The sequence below is a fragment of the Nonomuraea sp. NPDC049419 genome, assembly GCF_040676995.1.
GTDB classification, from domain to species: Bacteria; Actinomycetota; Actinomycetes; order Streptosporangiales; family Streptosporangiaceae; genus Nonomuraea; species Nonomuraea salmonea.
Genome location: NZ_JBFAQB010000011.1, coordinates 191,880 through 215,170, shown reverse-complemented (window position 1 = coordinate 215,170; position 23,291 = coordinate 191,880). Strand labels below are relative to the sequence as shown.

Annotated in this window: 26 protein-coding genes; 10 read left to right on the top strand and 16 right to left on the bottom strand. The window is 73.7% G+C overall.

Annotation, left to right across the window (positions count from 1 at the left end; translation table 11 throughout):
- Positions 1–68: 68 nt before the first annotated feature.
- On the bottom strand, positions 69–482 hold the full coding sequence (locus tag AB0K12_RS29455) for a helix-turn-helix domain-containing protein (protein WP_364568096.1): 414 nt from the start codon (positions 480–482) through the stop codon (positions 69–71).
- A gap of 196 nt (positions 483–678) precedes the next feature.
- On the opposite strand from AB0K12_RS29455, the gene AB0K12_RS29450 reads away from it, so the two are divergent.
- Both AB0K12_RS29450 and AB0K12_RS29445 read left to right on the top strand, forming a co-directional pair.
- A complete protein-coding gene (locus tag AB0K12_RS29450; RefSeq protein ID WP_364568093.1) occupies positions 679–1,359 on the top strand; it encodes an SDR family NAD(P)-dependent oxidoreductase in 681 nt (226 codons plus the stop codon).
- A 207-nt stretch (positions 1,360–1,566) separates the two neighbouring features.
- On the top strand, positions 1,567–2,589 hold the full coding sequence (locus AB0K12_RS29445; protein WP_364568090.1) for a tyrosine-type recombinase/integrase: 1,023 nt from the start codon (positions 1,567–1,569) through the stop codon (positions 2,587–2,589).
- A gap of 138 nt (positions 2,590–2,727) precedes the next feature.
- On the opposite strand, the gene AB0K12_RS29440 is transcribed toward AB0K12_RS29445, so the two are convergent.
- Complete coding sequence (locus AB0K12_RS29440; protein WP_364568088.1) at positions 2,728–3,900, bottom strand: NAD(P)/FAD-dependent oxidoreductase; 1,173 nt, start codon at positions 3,898–3,900, stop codon at positions 2,728–2,730.
- Between the two features lie 54 nt (positions 3,901–3,954).
- On the opposite strand from AB0K12_RS29440, the gene AB0K12_RS29435 reads away from it, so the two are divergent.
- Positions 3,955–4,647 carry a TetR/AcrR family transcriptional regulator C-terminal domain-containing protein gene (locus AB0K12_RS29435; RefSeq protein WP_364568085.1) on the top strand — a complete coding sequence of 231 codons (693 nt, stop codon included), beginning with the start codon at positions 3,955–3,957 and terminating at the stop codon, positions 4,645–4,647.
- Here the strand turns inward: AB0K12_RS29435 and AB0K12_RS29430 are convergent.
- From AB0K12_RS29430 to AB0K12_RS29410, 5 genes are all read right to left on the bottom strand, one after another.
- A complete protein-coding gene (locus tag AB0K12_RS29430; RefSeq protein WP_364568082.1) occupies positions 4,628–4,813 on the bottom strand; it encodes a hypothetical protein in 186 nt (61 codons plus the stop codon). The two genes, AB0K12_RS29435 and AB0K12_RS29430, sit on opposite strands and share 20 nt — an antisense overlap.
- The gene (locus AB0K12_RS29425) at positions 4,810–5,136 is read right to left on the bottom strand and encodes a PadR family transcriptional regulator (protein ID WP_345407299.1); all 327 of its coding nucleotides are present in this window, start codon (positions 5,134–5,136) and stop codon (positions 4,810–4,812) included. The genes AB0K12_RS29430 and AB0K12_RS29425 overlap by 4 nt, the downstream gene beginning before the upstream one ends.
- Before the next feature lie 98 nt (positions 5,137–5,234).
- Positions 5,235–5,489, bottom strand: a complete 255-nt coding sequence (locus AB0K12_RS29420) for a helix-turn-helix transcriptional regulator (RefSeq protein WP_364568079.1) — start codon at positions 5,487–5,489, stop codon at positions 5,235–5,237.
- A 942-nt stretch (positions 5,490–6,431) separates the two neighbouring features.
- Positions 6,432–6,944 (bottom strand): ATP-binding protein, encoded by a 513-nt coding sequence (locus AB0K12_RS29415; RefSeq protein WP_364568076.1) that lies wholly within the window; start codon positions 6,942–6,944, stop codon positions 6,432–6,434.
- 98 nt (positions 6,945–7,042) lie between these two features.
- Positions 7,043–7,846 carry a GyrI-like domain-containing protein gene (locus AB0K12_RS29410; RefSeq protein ID WP_364568073.1) on the bottom strand — a complete coding sequence of 268 codons (804 nt, stop codon included), beginning with the start codon at positions 7,844–7,846 and terminating at the stop codon, positions 7,043–7,045.
- 58 nt (positions 7,847–7,904) lie between these two features.
- On the opposite strand from AB0K12_RS29410, the gene AB0K12_RS29405 reads away from it, so the two are divergent.
- From AB0K12_RS29405 to AB0K12_RS29395, 3 genes are read left to right on the top strand one after another with little or no spacing between them, the layout of a single operon-like run.
- A complete protein-coding gene (locus tag AB0K12_RS29405) occupies positions 7,905–8,669 on the top strand; it encodes a MerR family transcriptional regulator (protein ID WP_364568070.1) in 765 nt (254 codons plus the stop codon).
- A 44-nt stretch (positions 8,670–8,713) separates the two neighbouring features.
- Entirely contained in the window at positions 8,714–9,097 is a 384-nt protein-coding gene (locus AB0K12_RS29400; protein ID WP_364568068.1) for a metalloregulator ArsR/SmtB family transcription factor, read from the top strand.
- The gene (locus AB0K12_RS29395) at positions 9,094–9,876 is read left to right on the top strand and encodes an SRPBCC domain-containing protein (RefSeq protein ID WP_364568065.1); all 783 of its coding nucleotides are present in this window, start codon (positions 9,094–9,096) and stop codon (positions 9,874–9,876) included. Before AB0K12_RS29400 ends, AB0K12_RS29395 begins: the two co-directional genes overlap by 4 nt.
- 56 nt (positions 9,877–9,932) lie before the next feature.
- Here the strand turns inward: AB0K12_RS29395 and AB0K12_RS29390 are convergent, their stop codons facing one another.
- Complete coding sequence (locus AB0K12_RS29390) at positions 9,933–10,979, bottom strand: saccharopine dehydrogenase NADP-binding domain-containing protein (protein ID WP_364568062.1); 1,047 nt, start codon at positions 10,977–10,979, stop codon at positions 9,933–9,935.
- 109 nt (positions 10,980–11,088) lie between these two features.
- Between AB0K12_RS29390 and AB0K12_RS29385 the strand changes: the two genes are divergently transcribed.
- Positions 11,089–11,961 (top strand): AraC family transcriptional regulator, encoded by an 873-nt coding sequence (locus AB0K12_RS29385; protein WP_364568059.1) that lies wholly within the window; start codon positions 11,089–11,091, stop codon positions 11,959–11,961.
- A 41-nt stretch (positions 11,962–12,002) separates the two neighbouring features.
- Here the strand turns inward: AB0K12_RS29385 and AB0K12_RS29380 are convergent, their stop codons facing one another.
- The 3 genes from AB0K12_RS29380 to AB0K12_RS29370 form a co-directional block, all read right to left on the bottom strand.
- Positions 12,003–13,223, bottom strand: a complete 1,221-nt coding sequence (locus tag AB0K12_RS29380; RefSeq protein WP_364568056.1) for a serine hydrolase domain-containing protein — start codon at positions 13,221–13,223, stop codon at positions 12,003–12,005.
- Positions 13,224–13,427: 204 nt separating this feature from the next.
- Positions 13,428–13,877 (bottom strand): VOC family protein, encoded by a 450-nt coding sequence (locus AB0K12_RS29375; protein WP_364568052.1) that lies wholly within the window; start codon positions 13,875–13,877, stop codon positions 13,428–13,430.
- Positions 13,874–15,424, bottom strand: coding sequence for an FAD-dependent monooxygenase (locus tag AB0K12_RS29370; RefSeq protein ID WP_364568049.1), 1,551 nt, complete (start codon positions 15,422–15,424; stop codon positions 13,874–13,876). The genes AB0K12_RS29375 and AB0K12_RS29370 overlap by 4 nt, the downstream gene beginning before the upstream one ends.
- 217 nt (positions 15,425–15,641) lie before the next feature.
- Here AB0K12_RS29370 and AB0K12_RS29365 point away from each other — a divergent pair, with 217 nt between their 5' ends.
- Positions 15,642–16,526 carry a LysR family transcriptional regulator gene (locus tag AB0K12_RS29365; RefSeq protein ID WP_364568046.1) on the top strand — a complete coding sequence of 295 codons (885 nt, stop codon included), beginning with the start codon at positions 15,642–15,644 and terminating at the stop codon, positions 16,524–16,526.
- Between the two features lie 8 nt (positions 16,527–16,534).
- On the opposite strand, the gene AB0K12_RS29360 is transcribed toward AB0K12_RS29365, so the two are convergent.
- Positions 16,535–17,272 carry an SDR family oxidoreductase gene (locus tag AB0K12_RS29360; RefSeq protein WP_364568043.1) on the bottom strand — a complete coding sequence of 246 codons (738 nt, stop codon included), beginning with the start codon at positions 17,270–17,272 and terminating at the stop codon, positions 16,535–16,537.
- Positions 17,273–17,407: 135 nt separating this feature from the next.
- Between AB0K12_RS29360 and AB0K12_RS29355 the strand changes: the two genes are divergently transcribed.
- Positions 17,408–17,986 carry a TetR/AcrR family transcriptional regulator gene (locus AB0K12_RS29355; RefSeq protein ID WP_364568041.1) on the top strand — a complete coding sequence of 193 codons (579 nt, stop codon included), beginning with the start codon at positions 17,408–17,410 and terminating at the stop codon, positions 17,984–17,986.
- A gap of 7 nt (positions 17,987–17,993) precedes the next feature.
- Here AB0K12_RS29355 and AB0K12_RS29350 read toward each other — a convergent pair whose 3' ends face one another.
- Positions 17,994–18,869, bottom strand: coding sequence for a LysR family transcriptional regulator (locus AB0K12_RS29350; protein WP_364568038.1), 876 nt, complete (start codon positions 18,867–18,869; stop codon positions 17,994–17,996).
- A gap of 139 nt (positions 18,870–19,008) precedes the next feature.
- Here AB0K12_RS29350 and AB0K12_RS29345 point away from each other — a divergent pair, with 139 nt between their 5' ends.
- Positions 19,009–19,575 (top strand): DoxX family protein, encoded by a 567-nt coding sequence (locus tag AB0K12_RS29345; protein ID WP_364568036.1) that lies wholly within the window; start codon positions 19,009–19,011, stop codon positions 19,573–19,575.
- Positions 19,576–19,677: 102 nt separating this feature from the next.
- Here the strand turns inward: AB0K12_RS29345 and AB0K12_RS29340 are convergent, their stop codons facing one another.
- From AB0K12_RS29340 to purB, 3 genes are all read right to left on the bottom strand, one after another.
- Positions 19,678–20,664: a DUF4037 domain-containing protein gene (locus tag AB0K12_RS29340; protein ID WP_364568034.1), complete on the bottom strand. Its 987-nt coding sequence runs from the start codon at positions 20,662–20,664 to the stop codon at positions 19,678–19,680.
- Between the two features lie 297 nt (positions 20,665–20,961).
- Positions 20,962–21,855: a GNAT family N-acetyltransferase gene (locus AB0K12_RS29335; protein ID WP_364568031.1), complete on the bottom strand. Its 894-nt coding sequence runs from the start codon at positions 21,853–21,855 to the stop codon at positions 20,962–20,964.
- Positions 21,852–23,282, bottom strand: a complete 1,431-nt coding sequence (gene purB / locus AB0K12_RS29330; RefSeq protein WP_364568028.1) for an adenylosuccinate lyase — start codon at positions 23,280–23,282, stop codon at positions 21,852–21,854. Before purB ends, AB0K12_RS29335 begins: the two co-directional genes overlap by 4 nt.
- Positions 23,283–23,291 lie beyond the last annotated feature (9 nt).

The following is a 23,291-nucleotide window of genomic DNA, read 5'->3' as shown; positions in this document are numbered from 1 at the left end:
GAACACCTCGCCGAGCACGCTGTCGGGCGGCCGCCCCCACTTCTACGGGCGGCCGCCCCGCGCCGTTGTCATCGCCGCGTGGCGCGCGTGCGGTTGGCGCGGATCTCGTCGTGGTGGCCGGCCGCCCAGCCGATGAGCTGCCTGACGATCTCGTGCAGGCCGGCGGCGAGCGGGGTGAGCGCGTACTCGACGCGTGGCGGCACCTCGGCGTAGGCGGTGCGGGTGATGAGGCCGTCCTGGGTGAGCTGGCGCAGGGTGTGGGTGAGCATGCGCTGGGAGATGCCGGGGATGTGGCGCTGCAGGTCGGTGTAGCGCATCGGGCCGCCCTCCAGGACGGCGATGATCAGCATGCTCCATTTGTCGCCCACCCTGTCGAGCACCTGGCGGACGAAGTCCATGTGCTCGGCGGGGATGCCCGCGCACGGCCCGGCCGTGGCCGCCATCTCGGTGGCTGGGCTGTCGGTGGCTGGGCTGTCGTGCATGGCGCCCGTTCCTCTCCGTCGCGCACACCGGTGTGCCTTTTGTAACGCCTTCCATACTGGCTCATACTGGCGTTACGCACAAAAGGGAGGAATTGGAGGTCAGGGCGGTTGCGGGGCCCCGCCGCCCGGACCTGGTCCGTCCTCCTGCTCTCCTCGCCCGCCGCTCCGGTGGGCTTGACATGGAAAAGGTCTGACTGTGCCCACTCTCGCCATCGTCGGCGCCGGCCCCGGCATGGGGCTGGCCATCGCCCGCACCTTCGGCCGCCGCGGATTCGACGTCGCGCTGATCGCCCGTACCAAGGAGAAGCTGGCGGCCCTGGCCGACCGGCTCAGCCAGGAAGGCGTCACGGCGGAGGCGTTCCCCGCGGACGTCCTCGACCGTGACTCCCTGACCGCCGCCCTGGACGAGGCGAGGGATCGTTTCGGCGGGATCGACGTCCTGGAGTACTCACCGGCTCCGCACGCCCCGGTGCCCGGCCTCACTCCGGCCGTTCCTTCTGAGGTCACCATCGGCACTCTGCAGCCGATGATCGAGTACCAGTTCTACGGCGCCGTCACGGCCGCGAGAGCGGTCCTGCCCGCGATGCGCGCGGCCGGCGCAGGGACCCTGCTGTTCACGACCGGCGGCGGGTCGGTCGACCCGGTGCCGATGTTCGGCAACGTCAACGCGGCCGGGGCGGCCCTGCGCAACTGGGTGCTCAACCTGAACAAGGAGCTGGACGGCAGCGGCGTGCACGCCGCCCACGTGGTGATCAACGTGTGGATCGGCGAGCACGGCCCCGAGGGCGCTGCGACGGCGACGCCCGAGCAGATCGCGCCCTTGTACTGGGAACTGCATGACCAGCGCGACCGCGCCGAGGCGATCTTCGACGCCTGACCGGCCCCCGCCGGAGGCGGTCCGCCGTGCCCGGGCCGCCTCCGGCGGCACCGTCCCGCAGGGGCCGGTGCTGATCGCCGGTGCCGGTCGCCGGGTGCCGTTTGCCGGTGCCGTTTGCCGGTGTCGTTTGTCGGTGTCGTTTGTCGGTGCCGCCCGCTACCGTCGTGCGTGGATCTTCGAGTCGTGACGTGCGGGAAGGGGTGGCCGGTGCGGCCTGCGGAGCTCGACCGGTTGACGGTGGCGGAGGCGGCGGACCGTTACGTGGAGCTGGTGCGTGCCAGGACGCTGACGGGGGCGCTGTCGCCGTCCACGGCCGAGGTCTATGCCCGTGATGTGGCCACGCTGGTGGAGCTGGCCGGTGCCGACGTGGTGCTCGACGATCTGACGGGCGAGGACGTCGATGCGATCCTGCTGGCCTTCGCGCGCCGCCCGGACGGCCGTAAGGGGGTGTCGCGGGAGAAGGGGGCGGGGCAGTCCCCGTCGTCGCAGGCGCGTTTCCGCCGGTCGATCTCGGCGCTGTTCAAGCACGCGGCGCTGGCGGGATGGGTGCAGATCAACCCGATGACGCGCTCCAGCGTGACGGCCAGGGAGCGGGGCGGGCTGCCGCCGCAGCGGCGGGCGCTGACCCGCGAGCAGGCGCAAGGTCTGATCGGGGCCGCACGTGCGCTGCCGGAGACGGCGCCAGAGCAGGGCAGGCGCCGTGACCAGCGTACGGAGCTGCGCGACGCGGTGATCGTGCTGCTGCTGGCGACGGTGGGGCCGCGGGTGTCGGAGCTCGTACGCGCGAACGTGGAGGACTTCTACACCAACGACGGCGTGCGCTACTGGCGGATCTTCGGCAAGGGCGGCCGTACGCGTGACGTGCCGCTGCCCGACGACGTGGCGGCCGTGCTGCAGATCTACCTGGAGCGGGGCCGGCCGTCGGGGGCGGACAAGGCGCTGCTGCTGTCGTGGCGCGGGCGGCGGCTGGCGCGCGGCGACGTGCAGGCGGTGATCGACCGGGTGCAGGCGCGGGTGCCGGCCGACCAGCGCCGCTCGGTCACCCCGCACGGGCTGCGCCACACCACGGCCACCCATCTGCTGGCGGACGCGGTGGACATGGACGCGGTGCGGCGGGTCCTGGGTCACGGCGACCTGTCCACGCTGGGCCGCTACCGCGACGATCTGCCCGGCGAGCTGGAGGTCGCGATGCGCACCCACCCCCTGCTGCGCGACCGTCCCGAATCCTGACCGTCCTCCGTGGGACGCGGCTGCTCTCTGGCTGGGGCTGGGGTGGTCAGGCGGCGCCGGTCAGGATGACGATGTGCCGGCAGGCGCTGGGGTGTTCGGCGGGCTGAAGATCCTGGTAGAGCTGACCGCTGATGTGGGTCAGGCGGGCTGGAGGTCGTCGAAGAGGGCGATGGCCGTGGCGGGGTCGGGGCCGACCAGGCGGTCCAGGCCGGCGGCCGTCATCTCGGCGAATGTGGCGGCGCGGGTCTGCATGCGCTCCTCGAACGCGCGCACGGCCGCGTCCACCTCCCCGTCCCCGGCTTGGGTGAGGGCATCGGCGAGTTCGGCGCCTTCGATCATGGCGAGGTTGGCGCCCACGCCGAGGGGCGGCATCAGGTGGGCGGCGTCGCCCAGGAGCGTCACGCCGGGCACGTGGTCCCAGGTGTGGCCGACCGGCAGGACGTGCAGGGGGCGGTGGGCGAAGGTGGTGCCGCGGCGCAGCAGGTCGAGCACGGGGGTGGCCCAGCCGTCGAACAGGGCTTCCAGCAGCGGCCTGACGGCGTCGGGGTCGGCTGGGTCGAGGCCGGCGGAGCCGAGGGCGGGCCGTCCGGTGAGGCCGAGGTGGCGGGCGGGGTCGGCGTGCCAGTCGAGGGGGGCGCGGAACTGGGCGTACACCTTGACGTGGCCGCCGCTGTTGCGCTGGGCGACGACGGCGCGGTTGACGCCGTAGACGGCGAGGGCGCCGTCGCCGATGAGGCGGGCGAGGTCGGGGTGGGCGGTGTCGACGTCGTCGAGGGAGGTTTCGAGCAGGGTGACGCCGGTGTAGCGGGGGGTGGCGGGTGACAGGGCGCCTCGGACGCGGGACCAGGCGCCGTCGGCGCCGACGACCAGGTCGTACGTGTGGGCGCTGCCGTCTGCGGAGCGCACCAGGACGCCGCCGGGGGCGCCCGGCACCACCTCGGTGACGTTCGTGCCCCATTGGACGTCCAGGGGGCCGAGCAGGAGGTCGCGGAGCTGGCCGCGGTCGATCTCGGGGTTGGCGCGCTCGCCGGGGCGGGGCCGCCAGTCGCGCAGGACGGTGCCGTCGCTGCCGAGGATGCGCATGGCCTGGCCTTCGGGGCGGGCGAGCCGTTCGAACCCGGTGGTCAGCCCTGCTCGGGCGATGGCGCGCTGGCCGAGGTTCTCGTGCAGGTCGAGGGTGCCGCCCGGGGGGCGGGCGTCGGGGGCGGTGTCGCGTTCGAGGACGGTGACGGGGTGGCCGTTGCGATGCAGGACGCGGGCGAGGGTGAGTCCGCCGAGGCCGGCGCCCACCACTGCTATACGATGCCTCATGTCGATACAGCGTATAAATCCGATACAGTGTATTGCAACGATACGATGTCAGCCATGACCGTGTGGGATCGGCCGGAACGGCCCGCTCGCCCCGCCCCGCTCGACCGCGGACGCATCGTCGCCACCGCCATCGCGCTCGCCGACGAGGGCGGGCTGGAGGCGGTATCGCTGCGCAAGGTGGCCGCCCGGCTGGAGGCCGGCCCGATGCGCCTGTACGGCTACATCTCCACCAAGGAAGAGCTGTTCGACCTCATGGTGGACGAGGTCAACGCCGAGCTGCTGCCCGCCGAGCCGCCCCGCGACTGGCGTGAGGCGCTCGCCGGTCACGCCCACCGCACCCGGCAGGCCGCACTGCGCCACGAGTGGCTGGCCGACCTGCTCGGCGGCCGTCCCGCGCTCGGCCCCAACGCGATGGCCGTCACCGAGGTGCTGCTGGCCTCCCTCGACGGGCTGGCCGACCTGGCGACCGTCATGCGGGCGGTGGAGACGCTCAGCGCGTACTGCACGGGCGCCATCCGCCGCGAGATCGCGAACCTGCGGGCCGAGCGCGCCACGGGCCTGTCCGAGAGCGACTGGCAGCGCGCCCGCGGCCCCTACGTCAGCCGCATGCTGGCCACCGGCCGCTTCCCCGCGCTGGCCAGGTTCGTGCACGACGGGGTGGAGGTGGACGCCGAGACGGTGTTCACCACGGGCCTGGAGTGGGTGCTCGACGCCGTGGCCGCCAAACTCACCCCGCCACGCCCCTGAAGATCTCCCCGGCCTCCTCCCGCGCATGCCACGCGGGATGCCTGCACCGGCCGCCGGGCGGCCAGGTGCCCGGGCAGCCGGGCGGCCGCGCCACCGCCGCTCGCGTCTCGCACGCCTGCCACTGCCGGGCGAGGTCGCTGCCGGTGACGGTCTGCCGGAAGCTCATCCGCGGCCCTGCCTGAGCTTGTCGAGACGTGCGGTGATGTACTCCCACTTCGCCCAGAACGTGGCCAGCTCGCGGCGGCCGGCGTCGTTGAGCGCGTAGAACTTGCGCGGCGGGCCCACCCCTGAGGGCCGTTTGGTGACCTGGACCAGGCCGTTCTTCTCCAGTCGCAGCAGGATGGTGTAGACGGTGCCCTCGACGACGTCGGTGAAGCCGAGGTCGTTCAGCCGGCGCGTGATGGCGTAGCCGTAGGTCTCCTCGGTGCCGATGATCTCCAGCACGCAGCCTTCGAGCGTGCCCTTCAGCATTTCCGTGAGGTTGTCCACGTCACCCCGCTCTCCTCTACTCGGTGACACCGAGTACCGCTCCACGGTACCACCGGGGAGCGGGGTCACGGGAGTGCCGCCGTCAGGCGGGGAACGGGCTAGCCGGTGGGCGCGGGCGTGGAGCGGGTGGCGAGCCGGTCGAGGGAGATGCCGAGCACGTCGGCCAGCGCCGCGATCGTGAAGAACGCGGGGGTGGCGATGCGGCCCGTCTCGATCTTCCGCAGCGTCTCGGCGGACATGCCCGCGGCGGCGGCGACCTCGACGATGCTGCGGTCACCGCGCGCCTGGCGCAGCACCTGTCCGAGTTGCTCGCCGCGCAGCCGATCTTCAGGGGTCAGCGGAGGTCGCACCATGCCGTCCACTCTATACCCCCGGGATACAAATACCGGTCCGTGATCGCGGGGCGGTTCGGCCGGGTAATAAGCGGTCGTCGAGGACCGGGGCGGCGTGGTGGCCGTGCTCGGCCCGTCCCGGGGCGCGGCGGGTGGTGATGGGTTCTGTGCCGGGGCGGCGTGCGGGGTCGCAGGGCGCCGGTGCCAGGGCCGTGGCGACGGCCCCTGACCCCGAGCGTGCGGCTCCCGAGCGTGCGGCTTCGTCCGGGCCGCCGGGGCGCGCTAATAAGGCCGGCGGGCGGTGGGCGGCGCATCGTGGCCTCGGCCGTGCCGGGGCGAGGTCGGGTGGTGTACGTCGGCCGACAGGGCGGCGCGCGTCGGCGCGTACCTGGCGGGCGGGCCGGCGACGCGCCCTACGGGCAGGGCCGGCCGTTGATCGGGCGATGGGCATACGGCGTAACTCCAGTCGATCGGTGCCCACGGCGGAGCTGCCCACGGCGGAGCCCCCCACGGCGGGGCGCCTGGCAGGCGGGATGATTCGTCGGGCCGGACCGGCGGCCATTGGCCCGGCATCAGGTGAAAGCTGCAGAGGCGTGGCGGGCGCTACCGGCCTGGGCGCGGGCCCGGTCGGCGCGGGCCCGGTCGGCGCGGCGGGCGCGGCGGGCCTTGCCGCAGGAGGTGATGCGGGCGCGGTCGCCGGGCGCCGGGGCCCGGCAGCCTCGTGCCGGTGCCCGGCGGGATCGGTCACCGGCGCGGGCGCCCCGCCTGGGCGGTCGCGGAAGGTGTGAGTCGTCACCGCTGTCATGGTGTCTTGTGGGGTCGCAGGAGGCCGTCCTCCTGGCCGTCGCCCCCAGGCTAAGTCCCGTAGCCTGGCCGAGGGCGGGCCCGGCGGCCGGGCGGGCGAAGATTTGACCATGTCATGGTGGTTCGGCGGCCCGTTCTTGACGTGCCGCCGTACCGGTGTCAGCAGGCCTCCACGGGCACGTCGAACCAGACGACCTTGCCGCTGCGCGTGCGGGCGCACCCCCACGCGCGGGCCAGCCCGGCCACCAGGGCCAGGCCGCGGCCGCCTTCGTCCTCGATGCCGGCGGGCCGCAGCCGCGGCATGCCGCGCCCGCGGTCGCCCACCTCGCAGCGCAGCAGCAGCCGCTCGCCGGAGACGCGCAGCCTGATCTGCAGCCGTACGGGGCCACGGCCGTGCCGTACGGCGTTGGTCACCAGCTCGTCGGCCAGCAACTCGGCCTCGGCGCTGGCCGCGACGCCCCAGCCGGTGAGCGCGGCGCGCAGCAGGTGGCGAGCCTGGGGCACCGACGCCGGCAGGGCGGGCAGCGTCCATACGGCCGACAGTGAACCGCCCGCGCCGGTGGAGCCGCCCCGCGTCAGCCGGCAGCCCGTCTCCGCGGGTCCCGCCTGCTGCTGCGGGGCCACCAGGTATGCGGCCTGGGCCGGCGCGCGAGGCGACCGATGATGATCCATGATCGTCGTCCTCGCATCTTCTTCCCGCTGGCCGGGGAGCGTTTCCCCGCCATCCCTCAGCCTGCCCCAAAACCGCCCATACGCACCCATACGGGTATTTATTCCCTCGCGGGGTCGTCCAGCGGCACCAGCACCTCCGTCACCAGCTCGCCGGGCGCCGTCACCGCCGGATCCGACACGTACACCTCACGCACCGGCCCCCGCACCGCCTGCCCCCGCTCCGCGCACCACGCCAGCAGCCCGTGCACGGTCAGCGACATCTGCTCATACGCCCCCACGTGCGTCGCGCACGCGAACCGCCCGCCCGGCAGCACCACCGCCCCGCTCTGGAGCTCGTCGACGGCCAGGCCCACCGCCACCTCCATCGCCTCGGCCACGTCCAGCGGGAACAACCCGACCAGCCGCACCGGGCCCCTGGCTGGCCCCCTCACCGGCCCCGCCATTGCGGGACCGGCCAGCAGCTTCGCCACCGCCGCCGACGTCGCCCGCCCCACGTCCTCCATGCCCGCCGCGCGCTCGCGCGCCAGCAGCAGCCGCAGCGGCTCCTCCTCCACCACCCGCACCGCCGTCTCCGGCAGCCCTTCGGCCATCACCTGCTCCAGCACGCCCAGCGTCCTGCGGCGCCGCGCCAGCTCCTCCTCCAGCGCCCCGCGCACCCCCTCAAGCGCGCCCGCCGAACCCGACAGCACCTCGCCCACCACCGCCAGCGGCACGTCCAGCGAGCGCAGCAACCCGATCGACAGCGCCTGACGCGCCTGCGCGGCCCGGTAGTAGCGGTAACCCGTCGCCTCGTCCACGCGCGCCGGCCGCAGCAACCCCAGCTCGTCATAGCGCCGCAACTGCTTCACACTCAGCCGGGCCAGCCGGGCGAACCGCCCGATCGGCAGCAACTCCTCATCCACGCCCACCAGCATGACCCGGTTTGACCACCACCCCGTCCCACACGGCATCGTGGAGGACATGAGCTTCTCCGTGGGACAGGTCGCCCGGCTGGCCGGCATCACCGTACGCACCCTGCACCACTACGACGAGATCGGCCTGCTCACCCCGCGCGAGCGCACCCCCGCCGGCTACCGCCGCTACACCGACGACGACATCACCCGCCTGCAGCAGATCCTGCTCTACCGCGAGCTCGGCTTCCCCCTCGACGAGATCGCCGCCATCCTCGACCGGCCCAGCACCGACCACCTCACCCACCTGCGCCGCCAGCACGAGCTGCTCACCCGCAAGGCCCAGCGCATCGGCCAGGTCATCGCCGCCGTCGAGCGCGCCATCAACGCCCGCACCACCGGCATCTCCCTGACCGCCGAGGAACGCCTGGAGGTGTTCGGCTCCTTTCGGCCAGAAGACCACGACGCCGAGGTCGAACGCCGCTGGGGCGGCACCCCGCAGTACGCCGAGAGCCAGGAGCGCATCGCCGCCTACACCAAGGAGGACTGGCTGCAACTCGGCAAGGAGGCCGCCGCCATCAACGACGACCTGGCCGCCGCCCGCACCTCGGGCGTGCCCGCCGACCACGCCGCCGCCATGGACCTGGCCGAACGCCACCGCGCCCACATCAACCGCTGGTTCTACACCTGTGATCACGACCTGCACCGCTGCCTGGGCGACCTCTACGTCGAAGACCCGCGCTTCACCGCCGTCTACGACGCCCTCGCCCCGGGTCTTGCGGTCTACTTCCGTACCGCGATCCACGCCAACGCCCGGCGCGCCACCACCCCCTGAGCATGCCCTTGCAGGCATATAACTGATGGGGTATGTTCGCGGGCATGCCCTTCGACGTCGTCGCCGAACCCACCCGCCGGCGCATCCTCGACCTCCTCCTGCAACGCCCACACCAGGTCGGCGAGCTCACCCGGCAGCTCGGCCTCACCCAGCCCGCCACCAGCAAGCACCTGGCCGCGCTGCGCCGCGCCGGCCTCGTCGCCGTCCGCAAGGACGCCCAGCGCCGCTGGTACGAGCTCAACCCCCGCCCCCTCGCCGAGATCGACGCCTGGCTCACCCCCTACCGGCGGCTGTGGAACGACACCCTCGACCGGCTCGAAGACCACCTCGACACCATGCCCGACCCTGCGCCCGACCTTGCGCGCAACACCGCAAGTGACACCGCAAGTGACACCGCAAGCGACACCCTGGAGGAGCCGAACCCGTGAACGAGACCCTCACCCTGCACCCCGACGGCCGCACCACCCTGCGCCTGCAGCGCCGCCTGCCCCACCCGCCGGAGAAGGTGTGGACCGCCGTCACCCGCCCCGAGCACATGTCGGCCTGGTTCCCCGCCGAGGTCACCATCGACGGCGACCGCATCGGCTACGGCTTCGGCCCCGACGGCCGCATCACCGACAACGACCCGCCCCGCCTGTTCGCCCACACCTGGGGCGACGACCACCTGCGCTGGGAGCTCACCCCCGACGGCGACGGCACCCTGCTCACCTTCACCCACACCTTCACCGACCACCATGGCTCGGCCAGCTTCGCCGCCGGCTGGCACACCTGCCTGACCGAGCTGCACGCCCACCTCGACGGACGCCCGCCCGTCCCGCCCGGCGACACCGCCCGCCTGCACGAGGACTTCGTCGCCATCCTCGGCCTGCATCCGGCCGCCGTCACCGGTGACGGCGGTGTCCGCGCCGAGCGCCAGCTCACCCGCCCCGCCGACGACGTCTGGCGGCTGCTCGACGGGCCCGCCGCCACCGTCGGCGCGCCGCCGCCCGCGCCGTTCACCGTCCCCGGCGTCCCGGCCGGTCCGGTGACGCGGGCCGAGGCGGGCAAGCTGCTGGAGTACGAGACGGCGAGCGGGCCGGTGCGCTGGGAGTTCGGCGAGGGCACCGGTCACGGCGCGCGCCTGGTCATCACCCACGCCGGGGATCCGTCCACGGTGGACGCCTGGCGCGTCCGCGTCGAAGACCTCGCGGTCTCCCTCCTCGCCTGAGGGGGTTTCGGCGCTTCGGAGGGGGTGCGAATAATCCGACGCCTTTACATCGTAGATCATGAAATATCGGACAGGTCGGATATGTGCGAGGGCTCGATCGACCACCGCACCCCGTACGCGCCGAGAAAGTCCAGGAACCCCTCCGGCGGCAGAGCCTGGCCGGGCGCCAGCACCCCCGCCCCCGCGTGCCCGGCCGCCAGCCGGCGGGCGCTCTCCACGGCGATCACCGCCGTCGTGCCGTAGGTGTCGCTCCCCCGCACGACGCCGCGGGCCCGCCGCCCGTCCGCACCCGTGGCGTCCAGCACGTAGGTGAAGCGCTGGGCGCGGCGGCTCGCCGCGTCGGGCCCGTCCGGCAGGCCGTCGATCATCTCGGGGGTGAGCGGACTGTTCAGCCGCTCCCCCAGCGCCGCCTCGGTCATCCCCGCCACGCGCCCGACGGGGACGTGCCGGGGTATGGTCACCACCTCCGGCACCGGGAACGCCGCCACCGCCGTCGCCTCCGCCCGCCCGGGCAGGCGGACCTCGCCGCGGGCGGGCCCGCCGACGTGCCAGGCGCCGCCGGAGTAGATCAGGCCGCCCGTCCTGATGGCGTCGATCGTCTCGGCCACCGACCGCAGCGACCCGCGCGACATGCCGCCGCCGCCGGTGACGACGTGCACGGTGACGATGCCGGCGAGCGGCCCGAGACGATCGGCCAGCAGGCGGGCCATCAGGTCCACCGGGACGCACCCGTCGGTGGCGGCGGGCAGCACGCTCACCCCGGCCTCGCGCGCCTGCGTCGCGAAGGTGTCGAAGACGTGCTTGACGTGCAGTTGCTCGCCGGAGGTGTCGGCGTAGTGGCAGCCCGCGGCGATCGCGGCGCGCACCACGGCCGCACCCGTGACGGTGAACGGGCCCGCGCAGTTGACGACGGCGTCGCAGCCGGCGAACGCGCTGATCAGCCCTTCGTGGTCGCCCGCCGCGGCGACGCGCCAGGGCACGCCGGCCTTCTCCAGGCGGGCGGCGTCACGCCCGGCCGCGACGGCCTCGATGCCGCGCCGTGCCAGCTCGGCGAGCACGAGCCCGCCCTGGTAGCCGCTCGCGCCATAGACAGCGATCTTCATGTACGTCTCCTCCTCGGTGATCCGCGCAGCCCACGCTACGGCTCCACCGCGAGACGCTGGAATAACCCAGCCGCGCCCCCATTTGCGCCATCGTCTCTAAGCTGGGGGTGTGGACGTACTGTCTGATGTGGTGAACGCGGCCCGCACCGGGCGGCCCCATTCACGCCGGGTGGCCAGGTCCGCCCCGTTCTGCGAGCACTTCGCGGCGGTCCCGGCCGCCGGGTTCCACGTCGTGCTGGAGGGGACGTGCCGGCTGATCCCGGCGCAGGGCGAGCCGGTGACGCTGGGGCCGGGCGATGTGGCGTTCCTGCCGCGCGGATCGGCGCACGCGCTGGCCGACAGCGACGGGTCGCCGGCGGTGGTGACGCTGTGCGGGGCGTACCTGCTCGACGGCTCGGCCGCGCACCCGCTCCTGGACGACCTGCCCGACGTCGTCCACCTGCCGGCCCGGGTGGGCCGGCACGGGCAGCTGCGCGCCGCGCTCGAGCTGCTCGGCGCGGAGCTGGACGACGACGCCCGGCCGGGTTCGCAGGCCGTCCTGCTCACCCTGCTCGACCTGCTGCTGCTCTACATCCTGCGCGCCTGGTTCGAGGAACGCCACGCCGGCGGCCACTCCCCTTCCGGGTGGGCGGCGGCCCTGCACGACCCCGCCGTGGCCGCCGCCCTGCGGGCCGTGCACGCCGACCCGGCCCGTCCGTGGACGGTCGAGGAGCTGGGGGCGCGGGCGAGCCTGTCGCGGGCCGCGTTCGCCCGCCGCTTCACCGCCCTGGTCGGGCGGCCGCCGCTGGCGTACCTGACGTGGTGGCGCATGGCGACCGCCGCCCGGCTGCTGCGCGGCGGCGACGCGCCCGTCCACGTCATCGCCCGCCAGGTCGGCTACAGCTCGCAGTACACCTTCACCCACGCCTTCAAACGCCAGTACGGCCTCCCGCCCGCCGCCTACCGCCGGCACGCCCCCACACTGCATCCGTCCGCCGGGTAGCCGGCGGACGGGTAGCCGGCGCCGTGTCAGTCGTCGCCGTGTCAGTCGTCGACGGCCTGGTAGAGGGTGGTCCAGAAGTCGCTCATGAGGTGGGCCGGGCTGGGCACCGTGTAGCCGAGCTGGCAGAGCAGGATGCCGGTGAGGTCGTTGGCGGGGTCGGCGTAGGCGGAGGTGCCGCTGCCGCCGTCCCAGCCGAACTGGCCGACCGGCGCGTAGTCGCCGCGGTAGGTGCGCACCGCCATGCCCATGCCCCAGCCGCCCTGCTGGCCCTGGCCGAAGGAGATGTGCACGCTGGCGCGGGCGAGGGCGGTGCGGGCGGCGTTCTGCTCGGGGGTGAGCTGGTTGGTGGTCATCAGCTCGACGGCGGGCCGCGACAGGATGCGCCGGCCTTCGTGGACGCCGCCGTTGAGCAGCATGCGGAAGTAGGCGTGGTAGTCGTCGGCGGTGGAGACCAGGCCGCCTCCGCCGCCCTGGAACGCCGGGGGGCTGCTCCAGCGGCCGCCCTTGGGCTCGTCCCAGGCGAGGAACTCGCCCGTGGCCGGGTCGGGGGCGTAGAGGGTGGGCAGCCGGTCCAGCTGGTCGGCGGGCACGTGGAAGGCGGTGTCGTGCATGCCGAGCGGCTCGAAGACGCGCTCGTGCAGGAAGTCGCCGAACGCCTGGCCGCTCACACGGGAGACGAGCACGCCGACGAGGTCGCTGCTGATCTGGTACTGCCACTGCTCGCCGGGCTGGTGCATGAGCGGCAGCTCTCCGAGGCGGCGCATCCACTCGTCCTGCTCGGGGACCTCGACCGGCAGGTTCGGGGTCAGGCCCCGCTCGAAGATCGCGTTCAGGATGGGGGTGCCCAGCGCGGTCATGTCCATGCCGAGGCCGAAGGTGGAGGTGAGCACGTCCCGTACGGTGATCGGGCGCCGCGCCGGCACGGTGTCGTCCAGGTCGGCGCCGATGCTCGTCAGCACCTTGCGGTCCGCCAGCTCGGGCAGCCACGGGTCGACCACGTCGTCCAGCCGCAGCCGGCACTCGTCCAGCAGCACCATCGCGGCGGCGATCGTGACCGGCTTGGAGGTGGAGGCCATCCGGAAGATGGTGTCGCGCCGCATCGGCGCGCCGCCGTCGTGCCGCATCGTGCCCAGCGCCTCGACGTGGGTCTGGCCGCCGCGGCTGAACAGGGCGACCAGGCCGGGGATCCGCCCGGAGTCGACGTGCCGCGCCAGCACGTCCCTCAGCCTGAGCAGCCCCTGCTTGGAGAAGCCGTTCGTCATGTGTGTCGTCTCCTTGTCATCAGGAATTCGTCATGTGTCATGAAGTCGTCATGAAGTCGCCATGATGAGGCCGCGGGTCCGGTTGCGGGCCGGCGACCGTCGGGTGCACGCGCGGTTCATCGAAGCGTTGATCACGTACGTTAGCACCCGAAAACAGCAATGAAATCCGAAATATCACCGTCAGTGGAGGGCGGACGGAGCAGGTCAGGCGCCGTGTCGCACGCCTGGCCGCCCGGCCGGCTCCAGGCTGCGCTGGACGCAGAACTCGTTGCCCTCCGGGTCGGCCATCACCACCCACGCCCTGCCCGTCCGCGTGCCCGTCCGCGTGCCGGTCCGCGTGCCGGTCCGCGTGCCGGTCCTGGTGGCGCCGAGGCCGAGCAGCCTCCTCACCTCCTGCTCGGTGCCGGCGTCGATGGGGCTGAGGTCGAGGTGGAGCCGGTTCTTGACGGTCTTGCCCTCGGGCACCCGGGCGAACAGCAGGGTGGGCGGCATCTGCCGGGCCCGCACCTGCTCGATGGACGGCTCCCAGGAGCCGATCTCGACCGTGCCGGCGTGCCGGTCGATCACCTCGAATCCCAGAGCGGCGCACCAGAAGGCGGCGAGCCGTTCCGGGTCGTGGCAGTCGACGGTCAGTTCGGTGAGCCTGCTGGTCATGGCGCCACGAACCAGGCGGCCAGGGCCGCGCGCAGCGCCGGCGTGGCGATGCCGGCGGGTTCGTCCAGGGCGGCGGCCCAGGCGACGTGCCCGTCCGGGCGGATGAGCAGCGCGTCCACGTCGCGGCCGGCGGTCTTGGCCTCGTGAACGTCCACGAGGCCGCGGGCGATCTCGTGGAGTTCGGGGCGGCCGGCCAGGTCGAGCAGGACGGGCCGGGCGGCGTGCATGAGGGCGGCGACGCTGGTGACGCCCTGGGCGGTGTGCAGGGTGAGGTCGGGCGCGAAGGCGCCGGCCAGGGGGTGGTGGCCGGCGCCGGGCATGGGGTGGCGGATGTCGCCGCCGGCGACGAGGGCGCCCATGCGGCGCAGCACCGGCTCGTCGGCGAGCAGTTCGGTGAACAGCTCGCGTAGTGCTTCGGCGGCGTGGTCGTGGCCGCGGCGCAGGGCGACCTGGGCGCGGGTGTGCAGCAGGGTGCGGTCGGCGGCCTGGCGGCGTTCGGCGTGGTAGGTGTCCAGCAGGCCCTCGGGTGCGGTGCCGTGCAGGTGGGCGGCCAGTTTCCAGGCCAGGTTGACCGCGTCCGTCAGGCCGGCGTTGAGCGCGACCCCGGTGGCGGGGAACAGGTGGGCCGCGTCGCCGGCCACCAGGATCCGTCCCCGCCGGTAGTGCTCGGCCTGGCGGGCGGTGAAGGTGAAGCGTGACAGCCGGGTCGATCCGGCGATCGGCAGGCGGGCGCCGAGCACGCGGTGGACGCTGTCCTGCAGCTCGGTCAGGGTCATGGGGACGTCGTCGTCGTAGCCGCCGTGGTCGGGGTTCTCCTCCTCGACGGTGTAGAGGGAGACCGACCGGCTGCCGGGCGCGGAGCCGCAGCCGAACAGGCCGTGCTCGGTGCGGGTGAACCCGGCGCGCACGACGCCGGAGCCGGGCACCTCCAGGTCGCCGTTTCCGAGCACGGTGACCTCGTCGGCGAGGGTGACCTGGGCCAGCCGGTTGACCTCGGGATAGGTGGTGCCGGGGAACGCGATGCCGGCCCACTCGCGGACGCGGCTGCGCGCCCCGTCGCAGCCCACCACGTAGCGGGCGCTCACCCGGTAGGGGCCGTCAGGGCCGAGCACCTCGGCCCGCGCCGCGCTCTCGTCCTGGGTGAGCGCGGTCACCTCGTGCCCGCGCCGCACGGCGGCGCCGAGCTCCTCGGCGCGTTCGGCGAGCAGCCGCTCCAGCACCTGCTGAGGCAGCGGCAGGGCGTGCATGGGCGGGTCCTGCACGCCGGTGAAGTCCAGGTGCACGCCGCCGAACGGGAACCGGGGCGCGGGCATCGGGCCCGTGCAGGCGGCCTGCAAGCGTTCCAGCAGGCCCCGGAAGTGCAGCAGGTGCAGGATCTGGCCGCCCAGGCCGCCGGCCTTGGGGATGTCGCCGGGCCGCGGCCGGCGTTCCAGCACCAGGGGCCGCACGCCGGCCAGGCGCAGTTCGGCGGCCAGCATGAGACCGGTCGGGCCGGCTCCCACGATGACGACGTCGGCATGCTCGTCCTGGGCGGGTGGCTCGATCATCGAGGGCCTTTCTTCGGGCCCGGCCATCAGCCGATGGCCGGGCAGAGGGTGATCCACCATTCGTTCGTCGAACGGGCGGGCGGGGGGCGGGCGCGCCGCCGTGGTCTCCGTGTTCGCCCCGTTCGTACGGAATCGAGCATCAAGTACGGTGAACCCCTGGAACAACGGCGAAAGCCGGAAGATCACCTTTAGCGGGACTGAACGGAGCAGGTCAGGCGTGGAACTGCGGGACATCGAGATCTTCCTGACCCTGGCCGATGAGCTGCATTTCGGCCGGACCGCCGCCCGGCTGTGCCTGTCGCCCGCCCGCGTCACCCAGGCCATCCAGAAACAGGAACGGCAGATCGGCGCCGCACTGTTCGAGCGCGGCAACCGCACCGTGCGGCTGACCCAGGTCGGCCGGCAGCTCCGCGACGACCTGCGCCCCGTCTACGCCGGGCTGAAGGAGAGCGTGCAGCGCGCCCGGCTGGCCGGCCAGGGCGTCACCGGCACGCTGCGCGTCGGCATGCTCCCGCTCAACGCCCACGACCTGCGCCCCTACTGGGACGTCTTCCGCCTGCGTCACCCGGGGTGGCGGCTGCGCATCCACAGCGCGCAGGTGGGCGAGGCGTTTCCCGCGCTGCGCCGCGGCGACATCGACGTCCTGGTGAGCTGGCTGCCCGTCGACGAGCCCGACCTGACGGTGGGGCCGGTGCTGTTCGCCGAGCAGCGGGTGCTGGCCGTGGCGACCGATCACCGGCTGGCCTCGCGCGCCTCGGTGTCGCTGGAGGTGCTGTCGGACTTCCAGCATCCGCACGCCGACACTGGGCCCGCCTACTGGTACGACCACTACGCTCCGCGGCTGACCAGGCGGGGCCGCCTGATCGAGCGCGGCCCCGTGGTGCGCGACGCCGAGGAGGCCATGACGCTGGCCAGCATGGACGGGCTCGTCGTGCTCTTCCCCGCCCATGTCAGCCGGTACTGGGCGCGTCCCGACATCGCCTACCTGCCAGTGACGGATCTGGAGCCGCTGCCGTACGCGCTGGTGTGGCGCACCGAGGCCGAGAGCGAGGCCGTCCGCGCCCTGGCCGGCATCATCCGCGACCTGGGCACCCTGCCCTGAGCTCCGGGTCAGTCCTGGGCGGTGGACCGGATCACCACCTCGCCGACGTCGATCCCGTCGGGCTGCTCGATGGCGAACCCGATCGCCGCCGCCACCGCCGAGGGCGGCATCGCGATCTCCTCGCTTCGGCGCACCAGCGCCGCCGCCACCTCCGGGCTGCCGCCCTTGCCGACGCCCTCGGTGTCGGTGAAGCCCGGGGAGACGAGGGTGACGCGCAGGTGCGGCCCCGCCTCCTGGCGCAGCGCCTCGGTCAGCACCTTCACCGCCGTCTTGGTGGCGGCGTAGACGCCCAGGGGCGAGGTGATGACGTAGGCGGCGGTGGAGGCGACGTTGACGAACTGGCCGGTCTGCTGGCGGCGGAAGACGGGCAGGGCGGCGCCGATGCCGTTGAGCAGGCCGGTGATGTGGGTGGCGACCATGGCGTCCCAGTCGTCCAGGCGCAGCTCGTCGAACGGCGAGACGGCCATGGTGCCGGCGTTGGAGACCAGCACGTCGAGCCGGCCGTGCAGGTCGAGCGCGGTGTCGGTGAGCGTGCGCAGGTCGGCGCGGCGGGTCACGTCGGCCACGGCTCCGGTGGCGGTGCCGCCGGCCGCGGTGATGCGCTCGACCACGGCCTGCAGCCGCTCCTTCCTGCGGGCGCCGAGCACGAGCCTGGCGCCCCTTTCGGCCAGGTACAGGGCCGTGGCCTCGCCGATCCCGCTGCTGGCTCCGGTGATCGCGACGACCTTCCCGGCGATTCCTGTCATGATCGGCTGTCCTTCCCCGTTGGGTGTGCGCAGGCCGCGGATGACCTACGATGAAGAAGTGGAGGCGCCACCACTTAGCTCGACCATAAGTGGGCACGCCTCCGTTTAGCAAATGGAGAGGAGCCGGGCACCGCGATGAGCGACGACGCAGCACGCCCGTTGCGCGCCGACGCGCGCCGCAACCGCGAAAAGATCATCCAGGCGGCGGCACGCGTCTTCGCCGGCGAGGGCCTGGACGCCCACCTCGAACGCGTCGCCAAGGAGGCCGGCGTCGGCACCGCCACCCTCTACCGCAACTTCCCCACCCGCCAGGCCCTCATCGAGGCGGTCTACCGCAACGAGGTCGCCCAGCTGTGCGACGCCGTGCCCGGCCTGCTCGACGCCCACCCGCCCCTGGCCGCGCTGCGCGCCTGGACCCGCCTGTTCCTCGACTACGTCACCACCAAATACGGCATGGCCGACGCCCTGCAGGCCATCGCCGCCACCGGCGACAACCCCTACGGCAACAGCCGCGCCATGATCCAGGCCGCCGTCACCACCCTCATGCGGGCCTGCGCGGCGGCCGGCGCGATCCGCGGCGACATCACCCCCGCCGACCTCAGCGCGGCGCTGACCGGCATCGCCCACACCTGCCCCCGCGCCGACCAGCGCGCCCAGGCCGAACGCCTGCTCGACCTCACCCTCGACGGCCTGCGCATCCAGCCCGCCCGGTAGGCCCCCCTTACCCGGCCAGGCTCCGGGCGGCGCGGGCGAAGGAGCGGATCAGGTCGGTCTCCGCCGCCGCACGCCACAGCAGCGCCCACCGCGCCGGCGGCGCGTCCCGCACCGGCACGTAGGCGATGTCGGGCCGGGCGTGGTAGCGGGCTGCGTGGGAGTGCACCAGCGCGACCGCCTCACCGTTGGACAGGATGGGCAGCAGCTCGCTCTCGGCGGTCACGACCGGCCCGATGCGGATCGGCCGCCCGCTCGGAGTGCAGGCCGGCACGAGGGCCTGGCGCCAGTAGTCGGGCCTGGCCCCGCCGATCACGACCTCCTCGGCCAGATCCTCGTACGAGACCGTCTCCCGCCCCGCCAGCCGGTGACCGGCCCCGACCGCGAGCACGACCGGCTCGACCCGCACCACCGGCCCCACCCTCAGGTCCGCCTCCCGGACCGGCAGCCACGCGATCTGCACGTCCACCTCGCCCTCGCGCAGCGGCCCGAACGGATCACCGAACCCGACGTACCGGATGCGCGCCTCGCAGGCGGGATGCGCCGCGTGGAAGGCGTCCAGCAGCGGCCGGAAGTCCTGCACGTTGCTCGACAGCATGCCCAGCCGCAGCACCCCGCTCTTGCCGCCCGCCGCCCGGATGGCCCGCTCCATCCCCTCATGCAGCCCCCGGTAGGCGGGCGCGAGGTCGGCGAACAGCTGGCGGCCGATCGGCGTCAGCGCCACCGCCCGGCTGCTGCGCTCGAACAACGCGGCACCGATGCGCCGCTCCTGCTTCTTGATCGCCTGGCTGACGCGGGCCGGCGTCACGTGCAACCGCTCGGCGGTACGGCCGAAATGCAGCTCATCGGCCAGCGTCAGGAAGATCTCGATGTCCCGCAGCTCCACGCGCGCTCTTTCATCGTTAAGCGAGAGGTTAACGCACATTACCGGACCTGGCGTTGCCGCCCGCACCGGCCCGCGGCCAGGCTTGGCCCGTCCGCTCCGCGGACGCATCCCCCTCGTGAACGGAAAAGTGGTACGCGATATGACTCAGCACGTCACCGACTCACCGCGCGCCGAGCGCGCCAAGCCCCGCAACGGCGGGGTGAAGGTCACCTTCAACGGCGTCCTGTGGGCGCTGCAGGCGGTGTTCGGCTTCTTCTTCGCCGGCAGCGGCTTCGGCAAGGTGCTCATGTGGGACGCCGCCCTGTACGCGGCCGCGCCCGACGCCGTCGCCTGGTACGCCGCCGTCCCCCAGCCGTTGATCGTCTTCATCGGCGCCGCCGAGGTGCTCGGCGGGATCGGCCTGCTGCTGCCCGCGATGACCAGGGTCGCGCCCGCGCTGACCCCGCTGGCCGCCGCCGGCCTGACCCTGACCATGATCCTCGCCGCCGCCTTCCACATCGTGCGCGGCGAGCTCGCGCTGGTGCCCGCCAACCTCCTGCTCGGCGCCCCCACCGCCGTCGTGGCGGCCGGCCGGTGGCGGTCGCGGCCCATCGCGCCCGCGAGCCTGACCGGGCCGCGCCTGCTCGGCGCGGTCGCGGTACTCGCCGCGGTGATCCTGCTGACCTTCCTGCCCACCTGGTACACCATGACCGGCACCCAGTCCTGACTCCTGCTGCTCGCGGGGCCGGTCGCGGGGCCGGTCGCGGGGCCGGTCGCGGGGCCGGCCGCGGGGCCGGCCGCGGGGGCCGGCCGCGGGACAGGTCACGGGTCAGGTGGTCAGGCCGAGCGCCGCGGCCGTCACCGCGCGGGCGCGGTCCGGCCGGGTCAGCACGTCCACGGCGTCCGCCACCTGATCCACGGATCCGGCGACCGGCAGCCCCCGCACCGCCGGGTCCGACACCGCCGCCATCAGCGCCTCGGCGAACCGGTCGCCGCCGATCACCCGGAACGGCCGGTCGTGGAAGCCGCGCACCCGCTCGTCCAGCCGTTCGGCCAGAGCGACGCGGTTCTGCAGCGCCGCCAGCCGCCCGTACGCGGCGGCCAGCCCGTCCTCACGCTCCCGCCACGACCGCGCCGCCAGCGCCGCCCCCAGCGACTCGCCCAGCTCCGCCGAGCCGGGCAGCCGGGCCAGCGCGCTGCCCAGCCATTTCGCGTACGGGGGATAGCGCCGGCGCAGCAGCAGCGCCAGCCGCATCACCTCCCGGGCCAGCCGCGCCCCCACCACGGCCGACCCCAGCTCGTCGCCCACCTCGCCGCACCGGCCGGGAAACGGCTCCTCCTGCGCGATGCGCCGCCACTGACAGGCCAGCACGTACCGCCACACATCCGCCGGATACCAGCGCAACGCCTGCCTGACCGCTTCAAGGCCCGGCTCGGCCAGCCCGTCGTGGAACACCTCCCCGCCCGTCACCTCCGCCAGGCTCTGCCACGGCGACGACAGCCAGTCCAGCAGCCCCACCCCTGAACGCGGGTCGAACCCGAGCCGCTCCACCAGCCACCGCCCCAGCTCCGTCACCGTCACCCCGGGCCGCACCCGCCCGTGGTAGCCGAACACGGTAGGAAAGCCGCGAAACCGCTCCGGCAGCCCGGCCACCACCCGCTCCTCCACCTCCGCCACCCGGCCCGCCGCCACGAACACCAGCACCCGGGGGCCCCAGTCGTGGTCGGCGGAGCGGGCCGTGTCGAACGCCAGCACCTCAGACCCTGGCCCGACCAACGCCGCCGCGTGCGGCACGCCCGACACCAGCGGAGCCACGACCTCGCCATAGAAGGAACGCGACAATTCGATACCAGGTACGAAATCCGTCATCACGCCGTCAACTTTGCCCCAGCGCCCGCCGAACCTCACCCGGTTTTCCACAGGCCCGAACACCCCGAAAGCCGCCCGCGCCCCGGCACGGGGCCGGGGCAGGGCGGGACGGGGCGGGACGGGGCGGGACGGGGCGGGACGGGGCGGGACGGGGCGGGACGGGGCGGCACCGGGTGGCGGAGCTGAAGCGGCTTCCTGGCAAGAGCCGGCGGATCGCGGCGGATCGCGGCGGATGTCGTGATGTCAGGGGGTGACGCGTGCCGCCATGACCCGGCGGCGGCCGTAGCCGAGCCGCTCGTACACGGCGATCGCGGCGGCGTTGTCGTCGTCCACCATGAGCGTGGCCCGCCCGTGGGCCGCCACCAGCTCCCGCGTCACCCACCCGCACACCAGCCGGGCCAGCCCCCGTCCGCGAAAGCGCGCCCTGGTCGCCACTCCGGCGAGGAAACCGGCGGTGGGCGCGGGCCAGGCATCGGCCGCGACCGCCGCCAGCTCACCGTCCACCCGGACCCCGGCCCAGCGGCGAATCCCCGCCATACCGGGCACGGCGTAGGAGTGCGGCGCGTCGGCGGCCAGCAGCGCCGCCACCTCCGCCACCACCTCCGCCTCATCCTCCAGCCACGCCACCCCGCCGCCCGCACCACCCTCGGCAGTGCCGGCGGTGGAAGGCCGGCCCACCCCACCGGCGGGCCGGCCTGCCGCGAAGGGCCGGCTCACCCCACCGTCCGGACGACCCGCTGCAGAAGGCGGGGTCAGCTCAGCGTCGGGCCGGCCGGCCGCAGGAGGTGCGCTCATCCGATCGTCGGCGGGTGGCAGGCTCATCCAGGAGAAGCGGCCGCCCTCGCGCAGCACGCCGACCTTCGCCGTGACGTCGACCAGCAGCTCAAGCTCACCCCACGGCCGGTACGTCGGCCCCACTTCGGCCAGCGCATGCTCCACGAGCTCCGCGGCGGCGGACGTGTCGCCCCAGACGGCCAACCGGTCGTGACGCGAGATGGCCGGACAGCTCGCCACCACCGCGTCCCCCAGCGCCCAGGCCCGCGCACCGCCGCGCAGGCCCTGCGCCGTCCACATCACCAGGTCGTCGTCACCGCAGGCGGCGGCCAGCTCCGCCTCCGACCGCAGCCGCCTGATCACAAGATCGCCCCTGGCCGGTACGCCGCCGCCTCCGGGTGCTCGGCCACGACCGCGCCGACGGCCTGCGCCACGGCCTGCACCTGGTCGGCCGCCGCGCCGGTGAACGACACCCGGTCGGCCAGCAGGCTCTCCAGCTCCGCCCGGCCGAGGGGGAAGCGTTCGTCGGCGGCGAGCCGGTCCAGCAGCTCGTTGGAGGCGCCGCGCGAGCGCATCGCCAGCGCCGAGGCCACCGCGTGCTCCTTGATCAGCTCGTGCGCCTGCTCGCGGCCCACCCCGGCCCGCACCGCCGCCATCAGCATCTTCGTGGTGGCCAGGAACGGCAGGTAGCGGCCCAGCTCGGCGGCGATGACCGCGGGGAACGCGCCGAACTCGTCCAGCACCGTCAGCATCGTCTCCACCAGCCCGTCGAAGGCGAAGAACGCATCAGGCAGCGCCACCCTGCGCACCACCGAGCACGACACGTCGCCCTCGTTCCACTGGTCGCCCGCCAGCTCACCCACCATCGAGGCGTAGCCGCGCAGGATCACGGCCAGGCCGTTGACGCGCTCGCAGGAGCGGGTGTTCATCTTGTGCGGCATCGCCGAGGAGCCGACCTGCCCCTCCTTGAACCCCTCGGTGACCAGCTCGTGCCCGGCCATCAGCCGGATCGTCTTGGCCAGCGACGACGGCGCGGCGGCCAGCTGCACCAGCGCCGTGACCACCTCGAAGTCGAGCGAGCGGGGGTAGACCTGCCCGACGCTGGTGAAGCGGTGCTCGAACCCCAGGTGGGCGGCCACCCGCTCCTCCAGCTCGGCCAGCTTGCCTTGGTCGCCGCCCAGCAGGTCGAGCATGTCCTGGGCGGTGCCGACCGGCCCCTTGACGCCGCGCAGCGGGTAGCGGGCGATCAGCTCCTCCAGCCGCCGGTAGCCGACCAGCAGCTCGTCGGCCGCCGTCGCGAACCGCTTGCCGAGCGTCGTGGCCTGCGCCGCCACGTTGTGCGACCGCCCGGCCATCACCGTCGCCTCGTGCTCCTGCGCCAGCTGCGCCAGGCGGGCCAGCAGCGCCACCACCCGGTCGCGGGCCAGCAGCAGGCTGTCGCGCACCTGCAGCTGCTCGACGTTCTCGGTCAGGTCACGCGAGGTCATGCCCTTGTGCACCTGCTCGTGCCCGGCCAGCGCGTTGAACTCCTCGATGCGGGCCTTCACGTCGTGCCGCGTCACCCGCTCACGCGCCGCGATCGAGTCGAGATCGACCTGCTCGACCACCTTGTCGTAGTCGGCGATCGCGCTGTCGGGCACCGCCACGCCCAGCTCGGCCTGCGCCCGCAGCACCGCCAGCCACAACCGCCGCTCAGCGATGATCTTGTATTCGGGCGACCACAGACGGGCCAGCTCCGCCGAGGCGTAGCGGCCGGCCAGGACATTGGGGATACGCGGCTTGGAAGTCACGTTGGACAA